Here is a 5,569-nt window from a genome sequence, read left to right on the forward strand (position 1 = left end):
GGCCACACCTCGTCGACGGATGCCTCGCCGGAACCGGCCTGCCCATGGACGACTGACCACGATCAGACCGACATCACGCATTCAAGTTCAGTAGTCGCCGGAGCGGGGACTGGCAAGACGTCCACCCTGATCCTGATGGGCGCCGCGACCCGCAAGCGCGGGCTGTACGTGGCGTTCAACCGGGCGATCGCCGATGACGCCCGCGGTCGGTTCGGGCCGAATGTGGAGTGCCGTACCGCGCACTCCCTGGCCTTCCGAGCAGTCGGCCACCACTACCGTGAGCGTCTCGACGCCTCGGCTAGGATCCCCGCCAAGCACACCGCTCGCCTGCTCGGCATCACCCGAGACCTTGACGTCAGCTCCCGTCAGATCAAGCTCACTCACGCCGCACGTCTGGTGATGGGCATGGTCCGTAAGTTCTGCTACACCACCGACCGGCAGGTCATGGCCCGCCACATGGAGCCGGTCAACGGCCTCGACGGTCCTGGCCAGGACTATCTCGCCCGCACCCTGCTGCCCTACGCCCATCGTGCGTGGCAGGACATCTGCTCGCCCGCGGGCCGGCTGCGGTTCGAGCACGACCACTACATGAAGCTGTGGGCGATGACCTTCCCGCAGCTCGGGGCGGACTTCGTACTGCTGGACGAGGCCCAGGACACCAACCCGGTCCTGGAGGAGGTCTTCCTCGCCCAGGACGCCCAGCGGGTGTGCGTCGGGGACCCTGCCCAGCAGATCTACGGCTGGCGCAACGCGCGCGACGTGATGACCGGCTTCCCGGCCGAGCAGCTGCGCCTGACCCAGTCCTTCCGCTTCGGCCCGGCCATCGCCGAGGTGGCCAACCGGTGGCTGGGGCACGCCGAGTCGGAGATGCAGCTGACTGGCCACGGCCCCGGCTCCCGCGTGGGCGAGGTTGCGCAGCCCGAGGCGGTACTGTGCCGGGGCAACGTGGACGCGATGAGCGAAGTCCTATCCTTCCTGGAGCTCGGCATCCCGGTGGCGCTCACCGGCGGGGGCAGCGCCCTGCAGCGCATCGCCAAGGCCGCACTCGAACTCCAAGCCGGGCAGCGCACCAGCCACCCGGAACTGTTCTTGTTCTCCTCCTGGGGCGAGGTGCAGGAGTACGCCGAGCAGGACAAAGCCGGCCAGGACCTCAAAGCGATCGTGCAGCTCGTCGACACCTACGGCCCTGACCAGATCATTGCCGCGGTGGACCGCCTCTCACCGGAGGAGAAGGCACAAGTCACCGTCTCTACCGCGCACAAAGCTAAGGGGCGGGAGTGGCCGTCGGTACGCATCGGCAAGGGCTTCATGGCCCCGTCGGTGGACGACCATGGTCTGCAGCGCGCGCTGAATGCGAGCGAGGCCCGCCTGATCTATGTGGCGGTCACCCGGGCCCGCCATCTGCTGGACACCGACGGCATTGCATGGATCGACGAGTACGAAAAGACCACGGCCAGCGCCGGCCGGGACGGCACAGTGGCCGGGCGGCCGATGATCGAGCTGAGCCTGACCGGCCAACTGAAGTACGACTCCTCACCGATCTCGCAGTTCATGGCCGCCCACCTGCCCTACAGCCAGAACCTGGTGGGCGACTATCAGGCACGCATCGTGGGCCTCCCGTACCCGGTTCAGCCGATCGACGTGCAGTACCCGAACTGGTCGGCCCTCGGGCACGCCGTCGACTACCGCCTCCGCATCAGCCTCGGAGGGCGGCTCGGACTGGCCGTGGCCGCCGGTGTCATGCTCCTTGACGAAACCGGACCGCTGCGCGGCGCACCGGCTCGTGGGGCGCGCAGGGCTCTGCATGAGGCGGGCCGGGAGCTGCTGGCCACCGTCGACACCTACATCGCCAACCCCGGCAGCCTGCAGGCTCACGCGCTCACCCGGCTGTGTTTCGTGGCCGGCTTTTTCGAGGACATTGCCCGCACCGGTGAGATCCGCCGCTTCAGTATGCTTGCCCAGGCCACCCCCGCCACGACCCTAGGCGGCCTCACCGCGGCGGTCCCCGAGTACGTCGCGACCGACATCGACCATCAGATGCGGCTCGCCGACAGTCCATTCGCCACCTTCCGGGCCCTGCCGCCAAGGGCTCGCGTGTGCGGCCCGGTATTCGCCGGCAGCGCCGACATCGGCGGCGCCGACGCCGACTACATCCTCGGCGGCTTGCTGCTGGACTGCAAAGCCACCAAGGACCCCCGCCGCCTCGGTCGCGAAGAGATCTACCAGCTCGCCGGCTACCTCCTGCTGGACTACGACAACCAGTTCGGCATCGACCAGGTAGGCCTGTACCTCTCCCGCCAGGGAGGTTTGCTCACCTGGGATGCCGCCGACTTCCTGCGACGACTCGGTGCGAGCGCCCCTCTACCGCAACTGCGCGCACGGCTGCGCCAGCACCTGCACGAGGCAGCCCGCCGCTGATAACCACGGCGGACTGCTCCGGAACCAGTCACGAGGGGTGGCAGCCCGGCACTGGCCGCCTTCGCTGAGGGGGCGACCAGGCCGCGGCCTGGCCCCCGCGTATCCGCCGGTAATCATGAAGGGGAAGTACTAATGTCGATGACGCGCTCAGCAGCCGACGGTACATGTCGGTGAGGTTCACGCGGCGGCTCCTGCCGCAGCCCTGAGCTCAGAGAACGCCTCTTCCCAGGCCTGCCGCAGGTGCCGGGAGACCAGCCCGCGCAGAGTGGGCCACTGGGCCAGGAGCAGGTCGCGGGTGAGGAGCTTCACCAGGTCCTCCTGCTGGCCTTCCGCCAGGACAGTGCGGTACATGCCCATCCGCAGACACGGCCCCCCCGACCGCCTGGGGCACTGGTCTCCGAGAGGAGCGGGGCTATGCGATCCCACTGAGCATCCGTCAGTTCATGCCGACGCGCCATGTCCCGCTCTCGCCCGGCACGGGAGCAGATCTACGATCTGGGCAAGAGCCATCAGACACTGCCTAGTGACATGAGTCTGAGGTTTGTCGTTGGTTTGGGTATGAGTCGTCCTGGTCCGAAGATTCCGCCGTTGTTGGTGACTGATGCCCAGCGTGTTGTGCTGGAGGGTTGGTTACGTCGTCGCTCGACGGCTCAGGCTTTGGCTCAGCGGTCGCGGATCGTGTTGGAGTGCGCGGAGGGGCACTCGGTGATGGAGGTGTCCCGTCGGTTGCGGGTCGCTCCGGATACGGTGCGGACCTGGCGGCGGCGCTTCCTTGCACATGGTCTGGACGGGCTGGGCGACGAGCCGCGGCCGGGTGTCCCGCGGAAGATCACCGACGCGGACGTCGAGCGGGTGATCGTGAAAACCCTGGAAGAGACGCCGAAGAACGCGACGCACTGGTCGACCAGGTCGATGGCCGCGGCGACCGGGATGTCGCAATCGACCGTCTCCAGGATCTGGCGGGCGTTCACGCTGGCGCCGCACCGGTCGCAGACGTTCAAGCTGTCGACGGATCCGCTGTTCATCGACAAGGTCCGTGATGTTGTCGGCCTCTACCTGGACCCACCGGAGAAGGCTCTGGTCCTCTGCGTGGACGAGAAGTCGCAGATCCAGGCCCTGGACCGGTCCCAGCCGGTCCTGCCGATGATGCCCGGTGTTCCCGAGCGCCGCAGCCACGACTACATCCGGGCCGGCACGACCACCCTCTTCGCGGCCCTGGAGGTGGCTACCGGCAAGGTGATCGGCTCACTGCACCGCCGCCACCGGGCCGTCGAGTTCAAGAAGTTCCTGACCAAACTCGACAAGGAGGTCCCGGCAGATCTTCAGGTCCCCCTGATCCTCGACAACTATGCGACCCACAAGACCCCCGACATCAAGCGGTGGCTGCTGGCGCACCCGCGGTTCCACCTGCACTTCACGCCGACGAGTGCGTCGTGGCTGAACCTGGTGGAGTGGTGGTTCGCCGAGCTCACGCAGAAGAAGCTCAAGCGGGGAGTCCACCGCTCCGTCCAGGCCCTCGAGCGCGATATCCGGGCCTGGCTCGCCGACTGGAACGACCAACCCAGGCCCTTCGTCTGGACGAAGACCGCCGACGAGATCCTCGACAAAGTCGCCGCCTACTGCCGCCGAATCTCTGACTCAGGTCACTAGCAGGGGCCAGCCTTCCAGTAGTACTTCACGATGTCCTCCCAGTACTCCCGGTCGCCACGGTGCTGGTCTGGCAGGAATTGAGGAGCGTCTTCCACCTGCCCCCGGCTCAGGCTCAGATGGAGCGTGCGCCCGGCATGGTCCATCCGCGTCACCGCCCCCGCCGGGATCAGTAGCTTCCCGAAGATCCATCCGCCCGCATCCACCACCAGGAACGCGTTGCCCGTCTTGTCGCAGTGCTCGTCCACTTCGCCGATATGGCCGTCAGCGGCCTCCACCCGCCATCCGGTCAGGTCAATGCCGGCCAGCTGACCGCACGACGGGTTAAAGCTCCACGGGTCCTGCGCCATCACCGATACTCCTCTGCTTCTTGAAAGCCCCGCCGCCCAGGCGCCCTGCGACAGCATCCGATGATGCGCTGGACCTTCAGCGGGCCAGGAACTCTTCGAGGAGCTTGTCAAGATCGAGGAACTCCTCTCCTTCGCCCACCACGGCGTAAGTCCGATTCAGGAACGCTTTCAGCGCGCCGCCATCCGCACAGAGCACGGTCTGTCCTTCTCGGCCATCACTGTGGTTTCGCAAGCCGATACGGACTTCGGCGCCGCCCACCCCCGTGTGGGGGCGGAAGGTGACGTCTCCTTCACCCATCGGCCGATGCGCCCCCTCGGCCAGCATCTGCCGGTCGAACTGCCAGGAAGCCAGGATGGCCAGACCGTCGAAGAAGTCCGCCTGGACCGCGTATGGATTATCTGTGGAATAGGAAAACCGGGCGAAGAGCGGCACATCACCCTTCCCCGTCTCGAGACGGACAGCCATCAGACTGGACATGCAGGACATGAGGAAGCCTCCGAAATAGGCGGGACGCGCGCCTCTCGTGTGCCCTTTCCCGCCGTACTCACTCCGGAGCGACCGTGATGCGGTTGCCGATCTTGTCTTTGAGAAGGTGGACGAAGTGCAGCGTGATGGGCCTTTTGGGACGGCTCCTGGCTGTCCACGGCCGGGACAGCTGACAGGACCTGGAAAGACACGCGGCCCCGTTCGGTCTTCCGGACGGGCCCGCGTCATGTCCTCTGCCGGGTGGCGACCATGGCGTCCCGTTCGCCGAACGTTTCCTTCCGAGCCCGCCAGGCTCTCGTGACGCACCGCCGCGAGCAGTAGACGGCGTTCGAACGCCGGTCCACCCCGGCCACCCAAGTGCCCCCGCATTCCGGGCACTTGCCCAGACCCACGCCGCTCAACTCCGCGGCCACCCGCTTGCGCAGCCAGCGGCTCCGACGCCACTGCCTGGAACGACATGCCGCCGAGCAGTACACGGCTGCAGGCCGTGCTTCCGGCCTCAGCCGTTCACCGCAGCCCGCACACACCCGCTCTCCGGCTTGCCCGGCGCCCTCGGACACCCCGCCAGCCTAAGGCTTGTCCCGTATAACGCTGTGACCTGGGAGATCGGTCGGCGGTACTGTCGGCCGATGGAGTCTGATAAGTCGAACGAGTGCCCGCTTCATGG

Annotated in this window: 5 protein-coding genes; 2 read left to right on the top strand and 3 right to left on the bottom strand. The window is 67.0% G+C overall.

Going from position 1 to position 5,569, the window contains the following annotated elements:
• The first annotated feature begins 72 nt into the window (after positions 1–72).
• On the top strand, positions 73–2,418 hold the full coding sequence (locus tag ACFWUZ_RS36045) for a UvrD-helicase domain-containing protein (protein WP_384382319.1): 2,346 nt from the start codon (positions 73–75) through the stop codon (positions 2,416–2,418).
• 177 nt (positions 2,419–2,595) lie between these two features.
• On the opposite strand, the gene ACFWUZ_RS36050 is transcribed toward ACFWUZ_RS36045, so the two are convergent.
• Positions 2,596–2,769 (bottom strand): hypothetical protein, encoded by a 174-nt coding sequence (locus tag ACFWUZ_RS36050; RefSeq protein ID WP_384382313.1) that lies wholly within the window; start codon positions 2,767–2,769, stop codon positions 2,596–2,598.
• A 207-nt stretch (positions 2,770–2,976) separates the two neighbouring features.
• Between ACFWUZ_RS36050 and ACFWUZ_RS36055 the strand changes: the two genes are divergently transcribed.
• The gene (locus ACFWUZ_RS36055; protein ID WP_384382321.1) at positions 2,977–4,068 is read left to right on the top strand and encodes an IS630 family transposase; all 1,092 of its coding nucleotides are present in this window, start codon (positions 2,977–2,979) and stop codon (positions 4,066–4,068) included.
• On the opposite strand, the gene ACFWUZ_RS36060 is transcribed toward ACFWUZ_RS36055, so the two are convergent.
• Together ACFWUZ_RS36060 and ACFWUZ_RS36065 are read right to left on the bottom strand one after the other, a co-directional pair.
• A complete protein-coding gene (locus tag ACFWUZ_RS36060; RefSeq protein WP_384382315.1) occupies positions 4,065–4,415 on the bottom strand; it encodes a PRC-barrel domain containing protein in 351 nt (116 codons plus the stop codon). The genes ACFWUZ_RS36055 and ACFWUZ_RS36060 overlap by 4 nt on opposite strands.
• A 76-nt stretch (positions 4,416–4,491) precedes the next feature.
• The gene (locus tag ACFWUZ_RS36065; protein WP_384382317.1) at positions 4,492–4,893 is read right to left on the bottom strand and encodes an SsgA family sporulation/cell division regulator; all 402 of its coding nucleotides are present in this window, start codon (positions 4,891–4,893) and stop codon (positions 4,492–4,494) included.
• Between the last annotated feature and the right edge of the window lie 676 nt (positions 4,894–5,569).

This window comes from Streptomyces sp. NPDC058646 (assembly GCF_042716875.1).
GTDB lineage: Bacteria > Actinomycetota > Actinomycetes > Streptomycetales > Streptomycetaceae > Streptomyces.

What these genes read in the sequence shown, in the direction of transcription:
- ACFWUZ_RS36050 (WP_384382313.1), bottom strand. Translation starts at nt 2,769, where the DNA reads ATGTACCGCACTGTCCTGGCGGAAGGCCAGCAGGAGGACCTGGTGAAG.
- ACFWUZ_RS36055 (WP_384382321.1), top strand. Translation starts at nt 2,977, where the DNA reads ATGAGTCGTCCTGGTCCGAAGATTCCGCCGTTGTTGGTGACTGATGCC.
- ACFWUZ_RS36060 (WP_384382315.1), bottom strand. Translation starts at nt 4,415, where the DNA reads ATGGCGCAGGACCCGTGGAGCTTTAACCCGTCGTGCGGTCAGCTGGCC.
- ACFWUZ_RS36065 (WP_384382317.1), bottom strand. Translation starts at nt 4,893, where the DNA reads ATGTCCAGTCTGATGGCTGTCCGTCTCGAGACGGGGAAGGGTGATGTG.